The sequence below is a fragment of the Schwartzia succinivorans DSM 10502 genome, from assembly GCF_900129225.1.
Classification (GTDB): Bacteria; Bacillota; Negativicutes; order Selenomonadales; family Selenomonadaceae; genus Schwartzia; species Schwartzia succinivorans.
The window spans coordinates 312,738-336,578 of the sequence record NZ_FQUG01000003.1; the positions used below are offsets into that span (position 1 = coordinate 312,738).

17 protein-coding genes and 1 tRNA gene are annotated in these 23,841 nt (G+C 47.3%); 16 read left to right on the plus strand and 2 right to left on the minus strand.

Annotated features, from left to right (window positions below):
- Window positions 1-4: 4 nt before the first annotated feature.
- The 8 genes from uvrA (at window position 5) to gatB (ending at window position 13,833) form a co-directional block, all read left to right on the plus strand.
- Complete coding sequence (gene uvrA, locus BUA83_RS04500; RefSeq protein ID WP_072934992.1) at window positions 5-2,848, plus strand: excinuclease ABC subunit UvrA; 2,844 nt, start codon at window positions 5-7, stop codon at window positions 2,846-2,848.
- Window positions 2,845-4,689, plus strand: a complete 1,845-nt coding sequence (uvrC, locus tag BUA83_RS04505) for an excinuclease ABC subunit UvrC (protein ID WP_072934993.1) — start codon at window positions 2,845-2,847, stop codon at window positions 4,687-4,689. The genes uvrA and uvrC overlap by 4 nt, the downstream gene beginning before the upstream one ends.
- Window positions 4,689-6,176, plus strand: coding sequence for a transcription termination factor Rho (gene rho, locus BUA83_RS04510; RefSeq protein ID WP_234988247.1), 1,488 nt, complete (start codon window positions 4,689-4,691; stop codon window positions 6,174-6,176). Before uvrC ends, rho begins: the two co-directional genes overlap by 1 nt.
- 339 nt (window positions 6,177-6,515) lie before the next feature.
- Complete coding sequence (locus BUA83_RS04515; protein ID WP_072934995.1) at window positions 6,516-8,162, plus strand: putative manganese-dependent inorganic diphosphatase; 1,647 nt, start codon at window positions 6,516-6,518, stop codon at window positions 8,160-8,162.
- Between the two features lie 53 nt (window positions 8,163-8,215).
- Entirely contained in the window at window positions 8,216-10,522 is a 2,307-nt protein-coding gene (gene pcrA, locus BUA83_RS04520; protein WP_268793926.1) for a DNA helicase PcrA, read from the plus strand.
- Between the two features lie 86 nt (window positions 10,523-10,608).
- Window positions 10,609-10,899, plus strand: a complete 291-nt coding sequence (gene gatC / locus BUA83_RS04525; protein WP_072934996.1) for an Asp-tRNA(Asn)/Glu-tRNA(Gln) amidotransferase subunit GatC — start codon at window positions 10,609-10,611, stop codon at window positions 10,897-10,899.
- Between the two features lie 25 nt (window positions 10,900-10,924).
- The gene (gene gatA, locus BUA83_RS04530) at window positions 10,925-12,397 is read left to right on the plus strand and encodes an Asp-tRNA(Asn)/Glu-tRNA(Gln) amidotransferase subunit GatA (RefSeq protein WP_072934997.1); all 1,473 of its coding nucleotides are present in this window, start codon (window positions 10,925-10,927) and stop codon (window positions 12,395-12,397) included.
- On the plus strand, window positions 12,394-13,833 hold the full coding sequence (gene gatB, locus BUA83_RS04535) for an Asp-tRNA(Asn)/Glu-tRNA(Gln) amidotransferase subunit GatB (RefSeq protein ID WP_072934998.1): 1,440 nt from the start codon (window positions 12,394-12,396) through the stop codon (window positions 13,831-13,833). Before gatA ends, gatB begins: the two co-directional genes overlap by 4 nt.
- 43 nt (window positions 13,834-13,876) lie before the next feature.
- Here gatB and BUA83_RS04540 read toward each other — a convergent pair whose 3' ends face one another.
- A complete protein-coding gene (locus BUA83_RS04540; RefSeq protein ID WP_072934999.1) occupies window positions 13,877-15,124 on the minus strand; it encodes a Zn-dependent hydrolase in 1,248 nt (415 codons plus the stop codon).
- 160 nt (window positions 15,125-15,284) lie between these two features.
- Between BUA83_RS04540 and BUA83_RS04545 the strand changes: the two genes are divergently transcribed.
- The 4 genes from BUA83_RS04545 (at window position 15,285) to BUA83_RS04560 (ending at window position 19,008) form a co-directional block, all read left to right on the plus strand.
- A complete protein-coding gene (locus tag BUA83_RS04545) occupies window positions 15,285-17,522 on the plus strand; it encodes a RelA/SpoT family protein (protein WP_072935000.1) in 2,238 nt (745 codons plus the stop codon).
- The gene (locus tag BUA83_RS04550; RefSeq protein ID WP_094756460.1) at window positions 17,512-18,132 is read left to right on the plus strand and encodes an MBL fold metallo-hydrolase; all 621 of its coding nucleotides are present in this window, start codon (window positions 17,512-17,514) and stop codon (window positions 18,130-18,132) included. Before BUA83_RS04545 ends, BUA83_RS04550 begins: the two co-directional genes overlap by 11 nt.
- A gap of 127 nt (window positions 18,133-18,259) precedes the next feature.
- Complete coding sequence (locus BUA83_RS04555; RefSeq protein WP_072935089.1) at window positions 18,260-18,619, plus strand: Hpt domain-containing protein; 360 nt, start codon at window positions 18,260-18,262, stop codon at window positions 18,617-18,619.
- Window positions 18,620-18,627: 8 nt separating this feature from the next.
- Window positions 18,628-19,008 carry a metal-sensing transcriptional repressor gene (locus tag BUA83_RS04560; protein ID WP_094756461.1) on the plus strand — a complete coding sequence of 127 codons (381 nt, stop codon included), beginning with the start codon at window positions 18,628-18,630 and terminating at the stop codon, window positions 19,006-19,008.
- 54 nt (window positions 19,009-19,062) lie between these two features.
- Here BUA83_RS04560 and BUA83_RS04565 read toward each other — a convergent pair whose 3' ends face one another.
- The gene (locus BUA83_RS04565) at window positions 19,063-19,893 is read right to left on the minus strand and encodes a polysaccharide deacetylase family protein (protein ID WP_072935002.1); all 831 of its coding nucleotides are present in this window, start codon (window positions 19,891-19,893) and stop codon (window positions 19,063-19,065) included.
- Window positions 19,894-20,073: 180 nt separating this feature from the next.
- Here BUA83_RS04565 and map point away from each other — a divergent pair, with 180 nt between their 5' ends.
- From map to BUA83_RS04585, 4 genes are all read left to right on the plus strand, one after another.
- The gene (gene map, locus BUA83_RS04570) at window positions 20,074-20,946 is read left to right on the plus strand and encodes a type I methionyl aminopeptidase (protein ID WP_072935003.1); all 873 of its coding nucleotides are present in this window, start codon (window positions 20,074-20,076) and stop codon (window positions 20,944-20,946) included.
- Complete coding sequence (locus tag BUA83_RS04575; protein WP_072935004.1) at window positions 20,946-22,253, plus strand: DEAD/DEAH box helicase; 1,308 nt, start codon at window positions 20,946-20,948, stop codon at window positions 22,251-22,253. Before map ends, BUA83_RS04575 begins: the two co-directional genes overlap by 1 nt.
- Before the next feature lie 153 nt (window positions 22,254-22,406).
- Window positions 22,407-23,654, plus strand: a complete 1,248-nt coding sequence (gene pfp, locus BUA83_RS04580; RefSeq protein WP_072935005.1) for a diphosphate--fructose-6-phosphate 1-phosphotransferase — start codon at window positions 22,407-22,409, stop codon at window positions 23,652-23,654.
- Between the two features lie 48 nt (window positions 23,655-23,702).
- Window positions 23,703-23,777 (plus strand) — tRNA-Arg (locus BUA83_RS04585).
- Window positions 23,778-23,841: the final 64 nt, after the last annotated feature.

A 23,841-nucleotide genomic window follows, 5' to 3' on the forward strand; every position in this document is an offset into this window, starting at 1 on the left:
AGTAATGGACGAAATGATTCGTATCCGGGGAGCCCGGGAACACAATCTGAAAAATATAAATGTTGAGATACCAAGAAATAAGATGGTGGTTATTACGGGGCTGTCGGGCTCCGGAAAATCATCGCTTGCCTTTGACACAATATATGCTGAGGGGCAGAGACGCTATGTGGAGTCGCTGTCCTCTTACGCACGGCAGTTTTTGGGGCAGATGGATAAGCCTGATGTGGATTACATAGAGGGGCTTTCACCGGCTATAGCCATAGACCAGAAGACAACGAGCCGTAATCCACGTTCTACTGTGGGTACGGTAACGGAGATATATGATTATCTGCGTCTTCTTTTTGCCCGTGCGGGAAGACCTCACTGCCCTAAATGCGGCAAGCCTATTACACAGCAGACCGTTGACCAGATGGTTGACCGGATTACAGCGCTCCCTGAGCGTACCAAGCTTCTTGTAATGGCACAGATTATACGCGGTAAAAAAGGTCAGCACAAACAGGTGCTGGAGCACATCAGAAGAGAAGGCTACGTGCGTGTCCGTATTGATGGAACTACATACGACGTAAATGACGAAATAGAGCTGGATAAAAATAAAAAGCATACCATTGAGGTTGTAATAGACCGTCTTGTTGTACGTCCTGATATGGAGCAGCGTCTGGCAGATTCCCTTGAAACCGCGCTTAAGCTTGGACAGGGGGTAGTATACATTCAGGTGGTTGATGGAGAGACCTTGATGTTCAGCCAGAATTTTGCCTGCGTAGACTGCGGCATCAGCCTTCCTGAAATTGCGCCGCGTATGTTTTCCTTTAACAGTCCCTTCGGCGCGTGTCCTGAGTGCAGCGGAATAGGGAGCTATATGGAGTTCAACCGTGAGCTGGTCATTCCGGATGAGACGCTGACCTTTGCTGAGGGGGTTATTGCGCCTATTTCCAAAAATCTCAATTCCTATGCTATGTGTCAGATTGACGCGGTACTGAAAAAATACGGGTATACCGTTGACACCAGATGGTGCGATGTGGATAAAAAAACGCAGAAAATACTTTTGTACGGCTCCGGAGATGAGAGCTTTGATTTCTGGTATGAAAACATGTTCGGAGAATACAAGGAGCATCATGCGGTGTTCGAGGGAATCATGCCTATGCTTGACCGCCGTTATCGGGAGTCTGATTCTGATGAAATGCGTGAATCATACGAGAACTATATGACTATTAATGACTGTCCGTCGTGCCATGGAGCAAGACTTAAGCCGGAGGCGTTGGCAGTTACCGTCGGAGGCAAAAACATACAGGAAGTTACATGCATGAGTGTAAACGAATGCGATGCTTTCTTCAGGTCGGTTGAGCTTTCAGAAAAAGAGCAGAAGATTGCTGCTCAGATTCTGAAGGAAATCCATGCGCGCCTTGGGTTTTTGATTCACGTCGGACTGGATTATCTTACTCTCGCACGTGCAGCAGGTACGCTTTCAGGAGGAGAGGCGCAGCGCATACGCCTTGCGACTCAGATTGGTTCGGGACTTGTGGGAGTCCTATATATCTTGGATGAGCCGAGTATCGGACTTCATCAGAGAGATAATGACAAGCTTTTGGCAGCACTTAAGCATCTTCGTGATTTGGGCAATACGCTCATAGTTGTTGAGCATGACGAGGATACGATGTATGCCGCGGATGAGATTATTGATATAGGGCCGGGCGCAGGAGAGCACGGCGGTAAAATAGTTGCGCAGGGAACAGCGGAGGAGATTAAGAAGATTCCTGAGTCTGTCACAGGACAGTATCTGAGCCGTAAAAAATTCATACCTGTTCCATCTGAGCGTCATGCAGGAAACGGAAATTTCCTTGAGGTTGTTGACGCGTCGGAAAATAATCTTAAGCATCTCAATGTGCGTTTCCCCCTGGGTACGCTTACTCTTGTTACGGGAGTTTCCGGCTCGGGGAAAAGTACGCTCATAAATGAGGTGCTGTACAAGGGTATAGCGGCACGTCTTTACCATGCCAAAGGGCAGCCGGGACGTCATAAAAAGATACTTGGACTGGAGAACATAGATAAAATCATAAATGTAGACCAGTCGCCTATCGGACGCACGCCGCGATCAAATCCCGCGACATATACCGGTGTTTTTGATACCATCCGCCAGCTTTTCAGCGTGACAAACGAGGCGAAGGTACGCGGGTATAAGGCTGGAAGATTCAGCTTTAACGTAAAGGGCGGACGCTGTGAAGCATGCAAGGGCGACGGTATCATCAAAATTGAAATGCATTTCCTGCCGGATGTGTATGTACCATGTGAGGTCTGCAAGGGCGCAAGGTATAACAGGGAAACACTGGAGGTCAAGTACAAGGGTAAAACTATATCTGATGTGCTTAACATGACAATCGACGAGGCTGTGGAATTTTTTGAAAATGTTCCTAAAATTGCCCGCCGACTGAAGGTCATTCAGGATGTTGGGCTGGGGTATATCCGGCTTGGTCAGCCTGCAACAACGCTTTCAGGAGGAGAGGCGCAGCGCGTCAAGCTGGCAACAGAGCTTTCGCGCCGCTCCACGGGAAAAACCTTGTACATACTGGATGAGCCCACTACAGGTCTTCACACCGCGGATATAGCAAAGCTTTTGGCAATACTTCAAAGACTTGTTGAGGGCGGAGATACCGTTATCGTTATTGAACATAATCTCGATGTCATTAAAACAGCGGATTATATTATAGACCTTGGCCCTGAGGGTGGAGAAAAGGGCGGTACGATTGTGGCGGCAGGAACCCCTGAAGAAATCGTAAAGGTAAAGAAATCCTATACAGGGAAATATCTGAAGCCCGTACTTGCAGAGAAGATAAGCAGGAAGGCAGCTAAATGACAGAAATCGTAGAAGAAAAACTGAAACTGCTTCCGGATTCTCCGGGCGTCTATATCATGAAAAATGAAGCCGGCAAGGTTATTTATGTTGGCAAAGCAGTAGTGCTGAAGAACCGTGTAAGACAGTACTTTCAGAGTAATAAGGGGCATTCGCCGAAGGTTCGCGTAATGGTTTCGAAAATCGCTGATTTTGAAACTATTTTGACCGGCTCCGAGATGGAAGCCCTGATTCTTGAATGCAATCTGATAAAAAAATATCGGCCGAGGTATAACATAAGCCTGAAGGATGACAAAACGTATCCGTATGTAAAGGTGACGCTGGCGGAAAAATACCCGCGTGTGATGATTACACGGAGAATCATGAAGGACGGGGCACGGTATTTCGGACCGTATACACAGGTGGGCGCAGTCCATGAGAGTCTTAAGCTTCTGCGGAGACTGTTTCCGATGCGTACATGCAAGCACATGGACGTTGACCGCCCATGCCTGGAATATCATATCAAACGCTGTGTCGCACCCTGCACGGGAAAGGTAAACCCCGAGGAATACAAGAAAATGGTTGACGCGGTCTGTCTCTTTTTGGAAGGACGTACGGAAATTGTTGAAAAGCGTCTTGAGGAGCAGATGATGGACGCTGCAGAAAATCTGAGATTTGAAGAGGCTGCAAGGCTTAGAGATCAGCTTCACGCAGTACAGAAGGTAGCAGAAAAGCAGCGTATTGTGACGGGCTCGGGAGACCAGGATGCCATAGGTATGTCACGCTCCGAGATTGGAGTATGCGTGCAGATATTCTTCATAAGAAGCGGAAAAATGATAGGGAGAGAGCATTTTCTTCTTTCGGGAAGCGAGGAAGAAAGTAATTCTGATGTTCTCAGCGCATTTTTGAAGCAGTATTATCATCGCGCCGCATTTATTCCTCATGAGATTCTTCTTCCTATGGAGGTTTCGGAGCAGCAGGTTATAGGCGAGTGGCTGACGGAGAAAAAAGGCTCAAAGGTATATGTGGAGGTTCCGCAGCGCGGCACGAAGCATGATATCGTGATGATGGCGGAAAACAACGCTGCGAAATATCTTTCAGACGAGGCTGCACGAATAAAAACCTCAAATGAGCAGACGGAGGGCGCAGTCAGGGAGCTCGGAGAATATCTTGGTATGAAACAGCTGCCATGGCGTATGGAGTGCTTTGATATTTCGCATATCCAGGGCTCTGAGACAGTTGCTTCGATGGTTGTATTTGAAGGCGGTATTCCGAATAAGTCAGCCTATCGGAGATTTAAGATAAAAAGCGCTGAGGGAAAGCCGGATGATTTTCTTTCAATGCGTGAGGTAACTACAAGGCGGTATGGTAAGAAAGATGTGGAGGATATGCCTGACCTCATTATTATTGACGGCGGCAAGGGGCAGCTCAGCTCTGCATTGGAGATTATCCGGGGAGCGGGACATACTGCTGTTCCGGTGATTGGTCTGGCGAAGCAGTTCGAGTGGATTTTCGTCGAGGGGAAATCCGAGCCTGTTATTCTGCCCCGAAACAGTCAGGCACTTTTTCTTATGCAGCGTATACGTGACGAGGCACACAGATTTGCCATAACGTATCATCGCAGCCTCAGGGGAAAAAGGAATCTGATTTCAGTGCTGGATCATATAACTGGCATTGGTGAGAAGCGAAGACAGGCGCTGCGGAAAAAATTCGGAACAATTCAAAATATGCGCGACGCATCCGTCGAGGAGCTGGCTGCTGTGCCGGGCATGACCAGGCCTGCCGCGAGGGCTGTATATAATTTCTTTCAGGCGCATGAGGAATTTGTGAAAAAGGACATTGAAACTTCCGGGGAGGAAACATGATGGATTATAGAACGCTGAAACTGGCCGAGCTGAAAAACATTGCAAAGGAAAAAGGTATTCACGGAGTTTCGACGCTTAGAAAGGAAGAACTGATTCAGAGGCTGGAGAAGGCTGATACGGAAAATACACAGCGCGCAGCCCGCAGACCCAACAGTCGTTTGAGCGGTACTGAACAGAGAAATCCCCGTACCTACGCACAGACACGGAATACCAGGCTGCATACAGGACACAGGACGGCTGAAAGAAGCGCTTTTCATGCCAAAAGAGAAATCCCCGAAAGACGCTATGAAGGCAAATCTGAGCAGGTCTATAGAAAACCCGCAGCGGAGGCAGAAAATCCGGCTGCAGTTGAACGGGGCGGATATCAGGAAAGCCGAAACGAAAATATGCATCAGGTCGAGGGCTTTCTTGAAGTTATGAGCGAGGGCTTTGGTTTTATCCGAAGCAACGGCTATATGCCGGGAGAGAACGACACATATGTCACTCCGCCGCTGATTCGGAGATTCAAAATGAGGACCGGCGATTATGTTATCGGTATACGCCGGGAAAAGAGCCTCACTGAAAAAACAGCCGCTTTGCAGATTTTGGTGTCTGTAAACGGTATGAAGCCAAATGAGCTTTATTACAGGCCTACCTTCGAAAGATTTACTCCGATTTTCCCGGACGAACGCTATCAGCTGGAGACCTCCGAGCCTTCCGCCGCAATGCGGATAATGAATCTGATTACTCCTGTGGGCAAGGGCCAGAGAGGACTTATTGTTGCGCCGCCAAAGGCAGGAAAAACGACACTTTTGAAGTCTCTGGCAAAAGCGGTGCTGGCAAATCATCCCGATATTCATCTTATGATTCTTCTGATAGATGAACGTCCGGAAGAGGTTACGGATATCCGCGAATCCATAGTGGGAAATAACGTGGAGGTGATGGCATCAACCTTTGATGAGCTGCCTGAGCATCACAAGCATATTTCCGAAATCGCGATTGAACGGGCAAAACGTCTTGTGGAGCAGAAAAAGGATGTTGTAATTCTGCTGGACAGTATAACGCGTCTGACGCGTGCCTACAATCTGACAGGGATTCCGTCAGGAAGAACTCTCTCGGGAGGTCTTGATCCTGCCGCACTGCACATGCCAAAGCGTTTCTTCGGTGCCGCGAGAAATACAAGAGAAGCGGGCAGCCTTACGATAATTGCAACAGCGCTTATCGAGACAGGCTCCAAGCTTGACGACGTTGTATATGAAGAGTTCAAGGGAACCGGTAATATGGAGCTTACTCTTTCCCGCCGGCTGCAGGAGAGACGTATTTTCCCGGCTATTGATATATCAAAATCGGGAACGCGCAGGGAAGACCTGCTTCTGTCAGAGGAGGAGCAGCAGACGGCTGCAAGGATTCATCAGAATTACGCCGCAGAAAAGGATATGGAGCAGCTCATATCAATTTGTCAGAAGGCAAAGACACAGGAAGAATTCCAAAAAATTATTGCCGAGTGAGAGGCAGCAAAAAGTAATTTGATGAAAATCCTGAATCCAATTATACGGACTCAGGATTTTTTGATTTTTAAAAACTGTACTCTCTGCCTTGTTGCATTTGATGTTTCGCGTTATAACTCGGTAAAGGATGCCCCGCTTCTGTAAGTGGGGGGAAGATAAATAAAAGGCGGTGAATACATATCTCCCGCCTCGCGCGACGCGAAGCTAGTGCCATTGGCAAAACGCTGACAGAGGAAGTTTTGCCCTTGGCAAAACTTGAACAAAAGCGTTATAATTATTAAGAATGCGCGGAAACATGTGTAAAGAGCATTTTATATACTTATAGGGGGAATTTCATTCATGAGTGATGCGAAAAAAGTTTATGTCATAGGACATAGGAATCCGGATACGGATTCTATCTGCTCGGCTATCGCCTATGCAGAGCTGAAGCGTACAGAGGGAGTTAATGCCGTTGCGGCGCGTGCAGGACAGATAAATGAGGAGTCCAAGTATGCGCTGGAGTATTTTGGGGTTGACCTGCCTGTACTGGTGGCTGATCTTTATCCGCGTGTCAAGGATATTATGCTCGACTGCGGCACGACTGTAAAAACGACGGACAGCCTGCGCTATCTCGGACAGGTTATGCACAAGAAAAATGTCCGCTCCGTACCGGTTGTTGATGAAAAAGATGGTCTTAAGGGTATCGTTACTGTCAGCGATATGGCAAAGCGCTATTTTGAAGAGCTTAACATGGAAAATCTTGAGGCTGCAAGTGTAACAATTGCGGATGTCGCCTCTGCTATCGACGCGGAAGTGTTGGCAGGCGAAGCCAATGATACACTGCTCAGCGGAACAGTATCAATTGCCGCAGGTAAGCCGGAAACGGTTGCAGCTCATGCAGGTGCGGGAGATGTCGTCATTGCCGGCGACCGTGTTTCCCAGTCCATGAAAATCTGTCTCCAGAACGGTCCTGCATGCCTTATCCTGACTCATGGGAGCAAGCTCGAGGATGATATGCTTCCGATTGTCAAGGAAAAGAAAATAGTGGTCCTTTCCACAAAGTTTGATACCTTCACGACGGCACGTCTTATTAATCAGGCTGTTCCTGTGGGACATATCATGAATGATAAGGTAATGAGCTTCACTAAGGATGAAATGCTCAGCAATATCAAGGGAGATATTGAGGAAACCAATTATCGCAATTATCCGGTTCTGGAAGGCGGCAAACTGATTGGTCTTATAAGCCGCGACAATCTCATGATACCTGACCCGGAAAAGGTTATTCTTGTTGACCACAACGAGCGTACACAGGCAGTCGAGGGTATCGAAAACGCAAAGATTATTGAAATCATAGACCATCACAGACTGGGTGGACTTAAAACAGGAGATCCGATTTATATACGTGAAGATCCCGTTGGCTGTACGTCAACAATCATCACGGAGATGTATTTGCAGCGCGGCTATGAGATTTCTAAAAAGATTGCAGGTGTACTCATGTCAGCTATTATCTCCGATACAGTTCTGTTCAAATCCCCGACCTGTACGGAGCGCGACAAGGCTGCTGTTAAAAAGCTTGCTGAAATCGCAGGCGTTGACTATGAAAAATACGGCATGGATATGCTCAAGGCAGGCTCTGGACTCGGCAGCATGACACCGGCTGAGGTCGCCAAGAACGATAACAAAGAATTCCAGATTGGCGACTATCGTATGCTGGTCAGCCAGATTTCTGTTATGGATCCGCAGGAGGTACTGGATATCAAAGCAGATATTCTTGACGCAATGCGCGGGCTTTGCGAGAGTAACGGATATGATATGTCGCTTCTCATGGTAACGGATATCCTGAAGGAAAGCACGGAGCTCTTCTATGTGGGCTCTCCGAAGACACTGATTGGCGAGGCATTCAAAAAGGATGCTTCCGGTGACTCTGTTTATCTCCCAGGCGTTATGTCGCGTAAGAAACAGATTATTCCGCCCCTTACGGATGCCGTACAGCGCATTCAGAAATAAGTACGAAAAGGCTGTCCAAAACAGGGCAGCCTTTTACAATAGGAGGACTGTACTTGCTTAATATTTCCGATTTGAATCCCATGCAGCAGAAAGCGGTTAACTGTCTTGAAGGACCTCTGCTTATCATGGCCGGAGCCGGCTCCGGCAAGACAAAGGTACTTACCTATCGTATCGCTAATCTGTTGGAGCATAACGTTCCGCCCTACGCTATTCTTGCGATTACTTTTACCAATAAAGCCGCTCTCGAGATGCGTGAGCGCGTCAACCGTCTTATCGGTGACGAGGCAAAAAATATATGGCTCAGTACCTTTCACTCTTTCTGTGCGCGCTTTCTGCGCTTTGAGATTGAAGCAGGCGGAATCTATAAGAAAAACTTTGTAATCTATGACGCTTCGGATACAAAGGTTGTCATAAAGAAATGCCTTAAAACAATGAATCTTGATGAAAAGCAGTATGCGCCCGCGGCTATTCAGAATGCTATTTCAAATGCGAAGAATCAGCTTATGGGTCCGGATGCTTTTGCACGCGCTGCAGGGAATTTTTACGAAACAAAGGTAGCAGAGGTTTACCGCATGTATGCGGCAGAGCTTCGTAATAACAATGCACTTGATTTCGATGATTTGCTCCTTTTGACAGTTCACATTTTGAAGACCAATGATGAGGTCAGGGAAAAATATCAGCGCAGATTCAGATATATCCTCGTTGACGAGTATCAGGACACAAATCACGCACAGTATGAGCTGACGCGTCTTTTGGCTGCAGGGCACAAAAATCTCTGCGTCGTGGGTGATGCAGACCAGTCTATTTACGGCTGGCGCGGAGCGGATATTACGAACATACTGGATTTCAAGCAGGATTATCCAAACGCGGAAAAAATCATGCTCGAGCAGAATTACCGCTCTACCAAGAAAATACTTGGTGCAGCCAACGCAGTCATTGCGCATAACAGCAACCGTGAGCCGAAAAATCTTTGGACAGAGAACGCGGAAGGAGAAAATATTGTCTCTTACTGCTCGAATGATGAACGCGGTGAAGCTGACTATATTACAAATGAAATTGAAAGGGAAAAGACGCTGTACCATAAGGAATACGGGGATATAGCGGTGCTTTACCGTACAAACGCTCAATCACGTGTGCTTGAGGAAGGCTTCATGCGCGCGGGGATCCCTTACACCATGGTTGGCGGACTGAAATTCTATGACCGCAAGGAAATAAAGGATATTATCGCATATCTTCGCGTAATATTTAATCCATTGGACTCCATCAGCCTTCTCCGAATAATAAACGAGCCGAAACGCGGCCTTGGCGATACAAGTATGTCACGTGTTTCCGCATTTGCGGCGCAGTGCGGTATGAGTGTATTTGATGTCATATCCAGTCCCGATGCCCTGGATTCGGTGGATGGTCTTACAGGCAGAGCAAAAAATGCCCTGAAGGCATTTGCTGCTCAGGTTTTTGACTGGCTTGCGGCAATGGAGGAAGAGGAGCTGCCAAGCCTTGTTGAAAAGGTGCTTGATGAGTCGGGATATATCCGTGAGCTTGAAAAAGACGATAAACCCGAGAATCAGTCACGTATAGAAAACCTCAAGGAATTTATCGGTGTGGCGAAGGATTATGTAAAAAGCGGAGAAATTCCTGACCTCGAGAATTTCCTGAGCCATATTTCGCTTATTTCTGATATTGACGACGCGGATACTTCTGACGACCGTGTAACGCTCATGACACTTCATTCAGCGAAGGGTCTTGAGTTTCCTGTGGTTTTCATGGCAGGAATGGAGGATGGGCTTTTCCCTCATTCACGAACCCTGATGGATGATGAACAGATTGAAGAAGAACGCCGTACCTGTTATGTTGGCATTACTCGCGCGCAGCAGAAGCTTTACCTGACACGGGCGAGGAATCGTATGATTTTCGGAAAGCCTGCAAATTATCAGCCATCACGTTTCCTTGGAGAGATACCTCCGCAGTATCTTGAGGAGAAGAAAGAGGAAGGCGGAGGATGGGGCTTTTCACAGAGAGGACGCGGCTTTTCGCAGTATCAGCCGCGGTTCACCTCTACGCCGCAGGCAGGCGCTGCTCCGACAGGTCATGGAATGTCTGCAAGGGAAGCACTTGCGGGCTTCGGACATCAGCAGGCACCTGTGCAGAGAAATACGGCACCTGCGCCGACAGGCGGAGTTCTCAGGCCTGATATGTCTATCCAATGGAAGGTCGGAGATAAGGTACGTCATTCCAAATGGGGCATTGGAACCATTGTTTCCTTACAGGGAACGGGTGAAGAGGTCTCACTCAAAATTGCATTCCCGGGACAGGGAATTAAAGGCCTTATGCAGAAATACGCGCCGATTACGCGGGCGTGAGGATAATTAAATATTTTGTCTTTGGCAAAACATCTGCATTAGCTGTATAATAGTGTTTGTTTAGATTTTATTAGGATGGTGAAAACATGAAGGTCACAAAAGAAGATATCCAGAATGTTGCCGGACTTTCGAGACTGGCAATACCGGATACAGAGACAGATGTTTATATCGCACAGCTCGGCGGATTCCTGGAATACGTTGAGAATCTTAAGGAAATTGATACAGAGGGAGTAGCACCTACCACATATGCGCTTCCGATGCAGAATGTTTTCCGTGAGGATGTTGTAAAGCCTTCGCTTGACCGCGAAGCTGCCTTAAGCAACGCGCCTATGAAGGAAGACGGGTATTTTAAGGTTCCGCGCGTTTTGGAAGAATAATACATCTGTTGGGGAGGAAATGACTGTGACATTATGGAATAAACCGGCACATGAGCTTCATGACCTGCTGGTTAAAAAAGAAATATCCGCAACTGAACTCACACAGGACGTCCTTGCGAGAATGGATGCGGTTGAAGGAAAAGTAAAAGCATTTTTGACGATAACGAAGGAGCAGGCTCTTGAGCAGGCTAAAGCTGTAGATGAAAAAATAGCTGCAGGAGAAAATATTTCGTTTCTCGCAGGTATTCCGGGTGCAGTGAAGGACAACATCTGCACAAAGGGAGTCCGTACAACCTGTGCTTCCAAAATTCTTGAAAATTTTGTTCCGCCTTATGACGCTTCCGTTGTGACGAAGCTGCAGAAGGAGTTTCCTGTTCTTGTGGGCAAGGCAAACCTTGATGAATTTGCAATGGGCGGTTCTACGGAAAATTCGGGTTTCTATCCGACTCATAACCCGTGGAATACGGAGTGTGTACCTGGCGGAAGCTCAGGCGGCAGCGCTGCGGCTGTTGCTTCGGGAAGCGCAATTTTTGCTCTTGGCTCAGATACAGGCGGTTCTATCCGCCAGCCGGCTTCCTTCTGCGGTGTTGTAGGCATGAAGCCGACATACGGCCGTGTTTCCCGATATGGTCTTGTGGCTTATGCATCCTCTTTGGATCAGATTGGGCCTATCACCCGTGATGTTACCGACTGTGCTAATGTTCTCAACGTTATCGCAGGTCATGACGATATGGATTCTACCTCCAGCTTTGCTGAGGTTCCTGACTACACAAAGTCTCTTGTTCAGGATGTTAAAGGTCTTAAAATCGGCCTTCCGAAGGAATATTTCGTTGACGGAATGGATCAGGATGTAGAAAAGGCTGTCCGCAATGCTATTGAACAGCTCAAATCTCTTGGTGCTGAGATTGTTGAAGTATCTCTGCCCCATACAAAATATGCAATCTCCACGTATTATCTGATTGCGCCTGCAGAGGCAGCTACAAACCTTGAGCGTTATGACGGCATCAGCTACGGCGAGCGTATCGACGGTGCCGATGTAGTTGAACTCATGACGAATACCCGCAGCAAACTCTTCGGTGAAGAGGTAAAACGCCGTATTATGATCGGCAACTATGCTCTTTCCGCAGGCTACTATGACGCATACTATCTGAAAGCGCTGAAGGTGCGCACGCTTATTCAGAAGGATTATACAGACGCGTTTGAAAAGGTTGATGTTATTGCGGCTCCGACTGCACCTACACCTGCGTATAAAATCGGAGAAATGATTTCTGACCCGTTGAAGATGTATCTGCAGGATATTTGCACAGTACCTTTGAATCTGGCAGGTCTGCCGGGTATCTCCGTTCCGTGCGGATACAGTCAGAAGCACATGCCTATCGGACTTCAGCTTATCGGCAAACCTCTGGACGAGGCAACACTTATTCGTACGGCATATACGTATGAACAGAGCCAGTCCTTCCATAAGGAAATGGCAGAACTCGGAGGTGCTGAAGCATGAAATACGAAGCAGTCATCGGACTTGAAATTCACTGCGAATTAAAAACAAAAACAAAGATTTTCTGCGGATGCGAAACGGGCTTCGGCGGCGACCAGAACACGCACGTATGCCCGGTCTGTCTCGGACTTCCGGGTGTTCTCCCAACCATCAACAAACGTGTTGTGGAGTTCGGTATCAAGGCAGGACTTGCAACGAACTGCACAATCAACAAGTTCAGCAAATTCGACCGCAAAAACTACTACTATCCTGACCTTCCGAAAAACTGGCAGACCTCTCAGTATGACCTGCCTATTGCGGAGCATGGCTGGGTAGATATTGATGTCGAGGGCGAAAAGAAACGTGTCCGCCTTACACGTATCCACATGGAGGAGGACGCAGGAAAGCTGGTTCACTCAGGAAACACCATCAAGGATTCCGCGTCTTCAAATGTTGATTACAATCGTACCGGCGTTCCTTTGCTGGAAATCGTATCCGAGCCGGATATGCACACGGCTGAGGAAGCACGTACATACATGGAAAAAATCAAGGCAATCATGGAATACATCGATGTTTCCAACTGCCGCATGGAAGAAGGCAATCTCCGCGCTGATGTCAACGTCTCCATACGTCCCGTCGGCTCAAAGGAGCTCGGAACGCGCACAGAGATGAAGAATATCAACTCCTTCAAATCCCTTGTTGATGCAATCGACTATGAGATTGACCGTCAGACGGAGGTCCTTGAGGACGGCGGTCATATTGTACAGGAAACGCGTACATGGGATCCGAACCGCGGAATCACGCTTTCCATGCGCAGCAAGGAAGACGCTCACGACTACCGCTATATGCCGGAGCCTGATTTGCCGCCGATTGTTACTACGGACGAGCAGATAGAAGCATACCGCAAAGAGCTTCCTGAGCTGCCCGATGCACGCCGCGAACGCCTCGAGAAGGAATACGGTCTTTCGGATTATGATGCAGGGGTTATCACGGCATCCCGTCCGATGGCAGAATACTTCGATGAGGTCGTTGCAGGAGGCGCTGATGCCAAGCTTGCGGCAAACTGGATTATGGGCGAGCTTGCTAAGCATCTGAACGCGGAGAACAAGACTATCGTTGATTCTCCTGTGGAGCCTGCACGTCTTGCAGCGATGATTCAGATGATTACCAAAGGCACTATTTCCTCTAAGATTGCAAAGACTGTCTTCGAGGAAATGTGGACCTCCAAGGATGCCCCGGAAGAAATCGTCAAGGCAAAGGGTCTTGTTCAGATTACTGACACGAAAGCAATCGAAGAGATTGTTGACAAAGTAATCGCTGACAATCCAAAGCCGGTTGAAGATTACAAGGGCGGAAACAAGAAAGCTATCGGCGCGCTTGTCGGACAGGTTATGAAGCAGTCCAAAGGCAAGGCAAATCCGCAGATGGTAAATCAGCTGCTTGCGCAGAAGCTTGGATAAAGACATAAGAAAAGAGAACCGTTCACGCGGTTCTCTTTTTTTATCAGATTTTGAAGTTTTCCTGCGACAATTTTTTTACAGCCTTTTCAAGGAGCTTTGTTACGCAGAATATGTCGTCCATTTCGGCGTGCTCGGCAGCGTTGTGGCTGATACCGTCCTTGCATGGGATGAATAACATTCCGGCAGGAGCGTAGGGCGCCCAGAACATTGTATCGTGGCCTGCGCCGCTTGGCATGCGTTTGTAGGAAACTTCTTCATCCTCACAGATGGAGCTCAAATAATCTACCATAGGGGCAGACAGCGGTACAGGGGTTTCATCAGAGATTACCTTGATTTCGTATTCAATATCACGCTTTTTGCAGACGATGTCGATTCCTTTTTTCAGAGTTTCAACAATCTTGGCCTTCGCGTCTTTGTCTATGCTGCGGATATCAATTCCCATTTCCGCTTCACCGGGTATAACATTCATGACACCCGGAGTAATATTGAGGATACCGACTGTTCCGACTGCGGGCGGATTCTGCTGCTCAGAAGCAAGCTTTTCAACAAGCAGCGTGATTTCCGCTGATGCACACAGAGCATCGGAGCGCATTCCCATTGGCGTTGCTCCGCTGTGGTCGGCCTTTCCGTGGAGGAAGACTCGCAGACGTGTGGGAGCGGCGATGCCTGTGACGACACCAATTTGTGTTTTTTCGTATTCCAGGACCTTTCCCTGCTCGATATGAACCTCAAGAAATGCTTTCAAAGGTTCATTGTACACTGCTTCGGAAATATTATCAGGGGATAAATTTCTGGATTTTAAGACCTCGTAAAGAGATTTTCCGTCCTTTCCCTTGAGGCTGTGAAGGTCATCAGTGGAAAGCTCTCCACGCATAACACGGCTGCCCAGCTCTGCCATTCCGAAGCGGCTGGATTCCTCGCACATAAAGATGACAGCTTCAAGCGGATGCTCGTTTTGGAAATTTTCTTCATCGAGGCTTTTCATTACCTCAATGGAAGCAAGAACACCAAGTACGCCGTCATAGTTGCCGCCAGCTGGAACGCTGTCCCCGTGGGAGCCGAACATAATGGCAGGCAGTGATGGATTTCTGCCCTCGCGGCGTGCAATGACGTTGCCGAATGCATCAATGCGTATAGAAAGTCCCGCGTCCTTCATGAGGCTCATTAGATATTCCCGTCCCTGCCAGTCGCTGTCGGAGAAGGCAAGACGGAAGATGCCGGGCTTTTCATTCGGTGTTGAGATTTTCTCCATCTCAGAAAAATGCTTTGCTAAACGTTCTTTAGAAATCACAGTTGTATCCCTCCCAAAGATTAAACAACTCTATTTTATTTCCACGACGAAAAAATGTAAAGAAAAGTGTTAATAAATCCTCTGCCGTCATGGAAAGATAGATATACAAATGCTATAATATACACAATACATGGAAAGTATGGACGCAGGGAGATCTTCGATGAATGATAAAGGAAATGAAACCGTAACAATTGAAGATATTATTGAGCTGGCACGTAAAACGCAGCCTGAGGCAGATCTTGATGTAATATACAGCGCTTATGAGCTTGCACGTAAAGCCCATGAGGGACAGAAGCGTGCGTCAGGAGAGGAGTATATAATTCATCCTCTGAATGTGGCAAAGATACTCTGTGATATGCATCTTGACGAGGCAACTATAAGTGCTGCTCTTCTGCACGATGTCGTTGAAGATACGACATATACGATAGAGGAAATGCAGGAGCAGTTCGGCGATGAGATTGCCATGCTTATCGACGGCGTTACAAAGTTAGGTAAAATCGAATATAAGTCAAAGGAAGAACAGCAGCTTGAGAATTATCGCAAGCTGTTTTTAGCCATGGCAAAAGATATTCGTGTCATACTCATAAAGCTGGCCGACCGTCTGCATAATATGCGTACGCTGAAATATATGCGTGAGGACAAGCAGAAGCGTATTGCCAGTGAGACTATAGAAATCTACGCGCCTCTTGCAAACCGTCTTGGTATTTCCAGTATCAAGTGGGAGCTTGAGGATCTTTGTCTTCGCTATCTTGAGCCGGAGATATACTACGACCTTGTCGAGAGCGTAAAGCAGAAACGCCGTGAACGTCAGGAATTTATAGATGCTGCAATCGAGCAGCTTACTCAAATGCTGAAGGATGGCGGAATAAAAGCAGAAATACGCGGACGCGCAAAGCATTTCTACAGTATTTACAAAAAAATGAAACGTGACAACAAGGACATAAGCGAGATATATGATTTATCCGCCGTGCGCGTTCTTGTTGATTCGGTGCGTGACTGCTATGCCGTTTTGGGCGTTATTCACGCAATGTGGAAGCCTATGCCGGGACGGTTTAAGGATTATATTGCGATGCCAAAATCCAACGGCTATCAGTCCCTTCATACTACCGTTATGACTCGGGGATATCCGCTTGAGATTCAGATTCGCACATTTAATATGCATCAGGTATCTGAATACGGTGTCGCTGCCCACTGGAAGTATAAAGAAGCAGGCAAGAGCATAGGTGCTGCCGATACATATGACCAAAAGCTGTCATGGCTTCGTCAGATGGTAAGTCTTCAGCAGGAGCTCAGTGATCCGAGGGAATATGTCGAGGCATTGAAGGTTGACGTATTCTCCGACGAGGTTTTTGTATTTACTCCAAAGGGTGATGTTATTGACCTGCCGAAGGGCTCAATCCCACTGGATTTCGCGTATCGTATACATACCGAGGTGGGGCATCACTGTGTCGGTGCAAAGGTCAACGGAAAACTTGTTCCTCTGGAATATAAGCTTAAAAACGGAGATATTGTTTCAATTATTACCAATAAGGCGAATAACGGTCCAAGCCCGGACTGGCTGAATATAGTTGCGTCTTCGGAAACGAGAAACAAGATTCGTTCATGGTTCAAAAAAGCGAAGCGTGAGGAAAATATTGAGCGTGGAATGGGCATGCTTGAAAAGGAAGCAAAACGCCTTGGCTACGAGCCGAAGCAGCTTTTCAAATCAGGTCGTTTGCTTGAGGTTGCCAAGAAGCTGAATATCTCACAGGAAGAGGATCTGCTGGCTGCCGTTGGGTATGGCGGCATCACCATGAACGGCATCATGTCGAAGCTGATAGAGCTGCACAAAAAAGAACTCAAAGAAGCAGCGGGGCCGGATATTTCAAAGCTTCTCAGCGAATTGAAGCCAACCCATGGCAAAATGAAAAAATCAAGCCACGGTATCCTGGTTGAGGGTGAGGCAGGACTTCTGGTGCGCCTTGCCCGCTGCTGCAATCCGATTCCGGGAGATCCTATTGTTGGCTATATTACGCGCGGACGCGGCGTATCTGTACATCGGGCGGACTGTCCGAACGTACTCGGTGATATGGGGGATTTCTCACGCCTTATTGAGGTAGACTGGGATATCGGGCTGGATAAGGTCTATACAGTGCAGATTACAATCGTGGCAAACGACAAGAGCGGCGTGCTGACTACGCTTTTGGCTGTGCCTTCGGAAATGAAGGTAAATATCAGCTCCATCAACGCAAAGCCGAACCGCAGGAACAAGACATCGACTATTATGATGGGACTCGATGTAAAAAATGCACAGCAGATTCAGCAGATTATGACCAAGCTGCGTCGTTTGAAGGATGTTTACAGCGTCACCAGAGCACTTTCAACAAATATGAAGGAGATTAATATTGATGAAAGTTGAATATTTTGTAGTAGGCCCGATTGATGTGAACTGCTATGTTATTTCCGATGATAACGGAATCGGGGCTGTTATTGACCCGGGAGGCAATGCAGAGCGTATTCTGGCGTATATAAAAAAAGAAAATCTGGACATACGTTATGTTCTTAATACTCATGGGCATGGAGACCACATAGGTGCCGATGATGCAGTGCGCGATGGAACAGGGGCGCCTCTTTACATTCATGCGGCCGATGCGGATATGCTTACGGATGCAAGAAAAAATCTTTCCGCGTTCATGGGATATCAGGCTCTTGCACGGCCGGCCGATGTGCTTTTGCACGGAGGTGAGGAAATCACTGTTGGTGATATTAAACTGAAGGTCGTTTGTACTCCGGGCCATTCCGCGGGAGGAGTATGCTTTGTCGGGGATGGATTTGTTTTCAGCGGTGACGCGCTTTTTGCCGATTCCATCGGAAGAACGGATTTCCCGGGAGGCTCACAGTCGGAGCTTGTTAGCTCAATAAAGAGGGAACTAATGGTGCTTCCTGATGAAACAGAGGTATATCCCGGTCACGGCCCCAAAACAACAATCGGATGGGAAAAAGTATATAATCCTTACCTTCAGTGGTAAAAATAACTTTTTTCTATGCTTGAAGGATTTACAATATATGTTATTATATATTACGGAAAACAGATAATTTGAATTTCTGCGTTTGGTAAAGAATGCAGAAAAATACCGAGAAAAGAGCGTGAATAAAATGAGTGCTTTGCTTACAGATCTTCGTGGACGGGGATGCGATATTGACAGTGCAATGACACGTTTTTTAAACAATGAGGAGTTTTATGCTAAGCTGTATAAGAAATTTGTGGCTGATCCTGCGTTTGAAGGGCTTGGGGAAGCTTTGGACACACAGGATGCTGATCTGGCCTTCCGTCATGCACATACACTGAAGGGCCTTACTGCTAATATGGGCCTTACTCCGTTGTATGATCTTGTTGTAAAAATTGTCGAGCCGCTGCGTGAGGGAAACTGCAAGCCTGAGCTCAAGAAGATATATGATGAGCTTATGGAGCAGATGAAGGTATATCGTATTTTGGCAGCTCGCGACGGGGAGTGACACTGTTCATGGGAGAGAACGCGAAAGAGCAGGTGGTTTCTGTGGAAGGGCATCACGAGCATTCGCATAGTCACGGGCACACACATGACCATGTGCATGAGCACGACCATGAGCACGGTCATGTCCATTCCCATGAGCATACAAAGGCTGTACTGAATCGTATGGCACGGCTTATCGGGCACATGCAGTCGATACGCCGCATGGTTGAAGAAGGGCGCGACTGCAGTGAGGTGCTGGTGCAGATTTCAGCAGTAAATGCGGCGCTCAGAAATGTTGGCAAGATTATTTTAAAGGATCACATGGAGCATTGTATCGTCGATGCAGTGCAGCAAAATGACCAGGCGGCAATAGACCGTTTTGAAAAAGCATTGGATCAATTTATGAAATGAAGAGCGAAAGAGAGGCATTTCCGACGTACGGAAATGCCTCTCTTTTTGTCATAATCATATTGTCGGGAAGAGATTTGCTATAGAAACAAATCCGTTCTTTGCCAGCTTGTTCTGGCAGTTCTCGAGAAATGCCGCGAGTCTTGGAACGCGGAGACGCGCCTTGAAACGGAACAGCGTATGGGTGTTTCCTCCGAAAATAGGAACACGGTGCAGCTCATACATATTATCCCCTGTGTGAGTACGTCCCAGGTCTACAGTAAATGCGGCACGATAGCCGTTGTTTTTTACCATGGATTGAATAGAATCCGTTATATATCCGCAGGGATACGCCAAAAAGTTTACAGGACGTCCGAGATGCCATTCAATAGCCAGCTTGGAGTTTTTCAGCTGATTTTCGATTTCTTCCTCTGATTGTAATTCGGTAAGCACGGCATGACTCAGCGTATGACTTCCGAATTCTATGTTGTTTTCCTGCATTTCCTTTATCTGCGGCCATGTAAGATAATTGGGATAACGGCCTACATAATCCGAAATAAGGAATATTATTCCGTGCATGCCGCGTTCCTTAAGTATGGGATAGGCGACAGTATAATTATCCACATATCCGTCATCAAAGGTTATCAGGACAGGTTTTTCAGGGAGAGCAGTGCCTTTTTCAAGCGCGTCAGCCAGCTCGTCTGCTGTAATAGTGTGGTAGCCCTCTTTTTTCAGGTAATCCATCTGAGCCGCGAACTGTGATGAAGAAACGGTGAGCGCATTTTCATCCTTGTCATTAATCTGATGGTAGTTCAAAACAGGGATGCCGCTCGGCTCTGAAAGCAGGGCATAAGCTGTCAGTGCAAGAAAAACAAGTAAAACGGCAATAAATCGATATAAAAATTTCATATTTTGAAAACCTTCTCTAAAACTTCTTTACTATGCAAATACATTCATCAATATACCTCTGTAAAAATGGCATGTCAAGCGCTGCAGGAAGCCTGGTATAGATTTGGTCAAAAAGAAAATTATTATCAGCAGGTTTTTTATGCTATACTATGTAGCAGGTTAGTAAAAAGGAGAAGAAAGATGGATAGAAACGATTTATGTTGGTGCGGAAGCGGAAAGAAATATAAGCATTGTCATCTGAAGTTTGACGCACGTCTGAGTGAAATTAAATATGATTTTTTCAAGGGACAGGTTCGTCCTCCGCATAAAATTATAAATAACGAAAAGGATATAGAAGGGATTCGCAAAAGCGGAGTCATAAATGATGCCGTACTTGACCTTATGGCTGAAATGATTCGCCCCGGTATTGATACGGAGACACTTGACAGGGCTGCCGGAGAATATATCACATCCCATGGCGGCATCCCCGCGTGCCTTAATTATGAAGGATTTCCCAAAAACGTATGTATCTCAATAAATGAAGTGGTATGTCACGGTATTGCTTCTCCGAAGACAATCCTCAAAGAGGGTGACATAGTGAACGTCGACTCGACGACGATTCTCGACGGATATTATGCTGATGCATCGCGTATGTACATGGTAGGAGAGGTTTCTCCCGGCGCAAAACGTCTTGTCGAAGTGGCCCGTGAGTGTATGGAGCTTGGTATCGAAGCTGCCAAGCCCTGGCATTGGCTGGGTGATATCGGAGCTGCGTGCGGCGCGCACGCGCACAAAAACGGATATTCCGTAGTTACAGATTTGGGCGGACACGGCGTGGGAAAGGATTTCCATATGGAGCCGTTTGTTCCTCATATTGGTGAAGTCGGAACCGGAATGCTGCTCGTTCCGGGAATGGTACTGACTGTAGAACCGATGATAAACGAAGGTACTTATAAGGTAACTGTTGACAAAAAAGACGGGTGGACCGTTCGGACGAAAGACCGTAAGCTTTCGGCACAGTGGGAAAAAACCATACTTATTACAGAAACGGGTACGGAGGTATTATCAAGCTGATGAGTAATTTTGAAGAGCTTGGAATCCGCGGCGAGGTTGTGAAGCTTCTTCGTCATGCGGGAATACATGAAGCAACTCCTGTACAGGAGAAGGCTGTTCCTGTTGTCCGTGGAGGAAACGATGCTATCGTACAGGCTCCGACGGGAACAGGAAAGACGCTTGCTTTTTTGCTTCCTTTATTGGAGCGCATGAAATCGGGTGTCGATACGGCCCAGACACTTATAGTTACTCCGACGCGTGAGCTTACCAGGCAAATCGGAAAGGTTGCTCAGACTGTCTGCCCTGCCTATGACATCAGGGCTTTGGCATTGTACGGAGGACAGGACATTGAGAAGGAAAAGGAGCGGCTGGGACGTCATCCGCAGCTGATTATAGGGACGCCGGGGAGGCTTCTTGACCACTTGAGGAGAAAGACGCTTCAGCTTTCGCAGGCAAACAAGGTTGTTCTTGATGAAGCCGATGAAATGATGAAGCTTGGCTTCCTTGAGGATGTTGAGGTGCTTCTGAAAGCTCTCGCCGCAGACCGCCAGCTTCTGCTGTTCTCTGCGACGATTCCGGATCGTGTGCGTGCGCTGGCACATCGTTATATGAATCAGCCCAAGGAAATCAAGGTTGAGGCAGATGCGCCTACGCTTGATGCAATTCATCAGACAATTGTTGATTCCAGTGAGGAAACAAAGCTTGACCAGCTTTGCGAGATAATAAATACTCGTCAGCCGTATCTGATGATGGTCTTCTGCATGACAAAGCAGAAGGTTCATCAGGTGATGATGGCACTTGCCCAGCGCGGCTATCTTGTTGATGAACTGCATGGGGATTTGACACAGGCACAACGGAATTTTGTAATGAAAAAATTCCGCAGTGCAGAGCTGCAGATTCTGGTTACCACTGATATTGCTGCCCGTGGACTTGATATTGAGGGAGTAACGCATGTTGTAAACTACGATATTCCACGCTCCACAGAGGATTATATTCACAGAATCGGACGTACAGGACGTGCAGGCCGCGAAGGAGAGGCGATTACCTTCGTGAATGCCCGTCAGTATGACAAGCTTCGTGCAATAGAGGCAGGCATCAGAAAACATATTGTGAAGCAGCGTTCCGCACGCAGCAGAGAAAAAGCAAAGGCTCGTGAACAGATTGCCGCGAAAATTCGCAGGGAGCGGCAGGAAGAAAAGAAAAAGAACGCAAAACCCCTGAGCAAGTATGCCAACCGAAAAGGTGCCGGTCATAAGGGCAGGGATATGAGAAGCCGCAGGAATCCTGCAGCGAGATACTCAAAGCCCGGGCAGAAGAAAAAAAGATAAGCTTGAGAGAACCTATGCAAAAAGCGTAGGTTCTTTTTCTTATTGTAGAAAGTTTTACATAACCGGCAGGAATTTTTTTTTTGACATAGAATATATACTAAAGTTGAAAGAATATTCTTATGCAAACCACAATATTAGTATGGAGGGGAAATCATGAGTGAAGCGACTAATACGATTGCCATTGTCTGCGGTGGAGGACCTGCCCCCGGTATCAACGGAGTTATTTCTGCTGTGACGATTGAAGCAAGAAAACACGGTTGGGATGTCCTCGGAATGTATGACGGATTTTCACATCTGGCGAAGCGTGAAAAGGACTACATAAGGCTTCAGTACAATGATGTGAGCCGTATCCATTTAACCGGAGGATGTATTCTGCGCATGTCCAGATACAATCCGACGAAGTCAGAGGCAGATTTGGAAGCTGTAGTAGATACGCTGGGCGAGCTTGGGGTAACACATCTTGTTACAATCGGTGGAGATGATACAGCGTATAGCGCCGCAAAGGTGTCCGAGTGTGCGAAGAAGGCAGGATGGACATTAAACGTTGTGCATGTCCCCAAGACCATTGATAACGACCTTCCGCTTCCTGAAGGAGTGCCCACCTTTGGCTTTGAAACGGCACGTGCTTTTGGCACGACTGAGCTTCAGAATCTCATGGAGGATGCAAGAACAACCTCGAACCGATGGTATTTTGCAATAGCTATGGGCCGCACGGCAGGTCATCTGGCTCTTGGAATGGGACGTTCTTCAGGCTCTATACTTACTGTCATTCCGGAAGAATTTACTCAGGAAAAAATACCTCTTCAGCACATTGTTGATATCATTACAGGCTCTATAATGAAGCGCAATCATCTCGGTAAAACCTACGGTGTGGCTGTTGTTGCTGAAGGAGTTATCGAGAAAATAGCCCAGGAAGATTTGGAAAAGATGGGACCGGTAGCGTTGGATGAGCATGGTCACATCCGCTATGCAGAGCTTGACTTTGGGGAAATTTTGAAAAAAGCGGTCCTTGCTGAACTTAAAAAATTCGGCTTGAAGCCAACAGTTGTAGCGAAGGATATCGGCTATGAGCTGCGCTGTGCGGCGCCTATTGCGTATGACATTGATTATACCCGTTCCTTGGGCTATGAGGCGGTCCGTTTCCTGCTGAGAGGAAAATCCGGCGCGATGATTTCAATTCAGGATGAGCTGGCTGTGCCTCTTTATTTTGAGGACATCCGTGATCCGGAAACAGGCCGCACACGCGTCCGCCGCGTTGATGTTGAATCCGTGCATTACCGCATTGCACGCGGCTTTATGATGCGTCTTGAAAAGGATGACCTTGAGGACGCGGAGCTTGCGTCTGCATACGGAATGTCCGTCGAGGAGTTCAAAAAACGTTATCAGTACCTTTTTGAGTAATGTTGGACAAAAAAATAGCTATGTGATATACTTTCACTTGTTTGTAAAGCGCTCGTAGTCCAGTGGATAGGACGTTAGCCTCCGGAGCTGAAAGCGGCGGTTCGACTCCGCCCGAGCGCACCATGAATTTTTGCTGCACATGAGGTTTCCTCGTGTGCAGTTTTTTTATCAATTATCACTTGTTTTG